General features: G+C 72.0%; 1 protein-coding gene. It reads left to right on the forward strand.

Translation table 11 applies throughout. The annotated features are described in order from the left end of the window. On the forward strand, window positions 1-649 hold a 649-nt coding region (locus tag IH13_RS0131170), incomplete at both ends, for an aminoacyl--tRNA ligase-related protein (protein ID WP_037842953.1).

A 649-nucleotide genomic window follows, 5' to 3' on the forward strand; every position in this document is an offset into this window, starting at 1 on the left:
GGACTCTCCGGCGCCCGCTTCAGCGTCAGCCGCGGCGCCGGCGCCCGCCTGGAACGGGCGCTGACCGACTTCTTCCTCGACCTGCACACCACGGAGCACGGCTACACGGAGCACTCCGTGCCGTTCCTCGTCAACCGCGACACCATGACCGGCACCGGCCAGCTCCCCAAGTTCGAGGACGACCTGTTCCGTACCCGGGTCGGCGACCGGGAACTGTTCCTCATCCCCACCGCCGAGGTGCCGCTCACCAACCTGGTGGCCCGGCAGCTGCTGGACGCCCGCGCCCTGCCGTACGCCTTCACCGCGCGCACCCCGTGCTTCCGCGCGGAGGCGGGGGCGTACGGCCGCGACACCCGGGGGATCCTGCGCCTGCACCAGTTCGAGAAGGTGGAACTGGTCCGCGTCTGCGCCCCCGAGGACGCACCGGCGCAGCTGGAGCTCATGCTGGGGCATGCCGAGGAATGCCTGCGCCGCCTCGGACTCTCCTACCGTGTCGTCCTGCTGCCGGCGGGTGACCTCGGCTTCTCGGCCCGGATGACCTACGACCTCGAGGTGTGGCTGCCCGGCAGCGACGCCTACCGGGAGATCTCCTCGGTCTCCGACTGCGGCACCTTCCAGGGCCGCCGCGCGGACATCCGCCACAGGCGGG

Source organism: Streptomyces sp. NRRL WC-3549 (genome assembly GCF_000721935.1).
Taxonomy (GTDB): domain Bacteria; phylum Actinomycetota; class Actinomycetes; order Streptomycetales; family Streptomycetaceae; genus Streptomyces.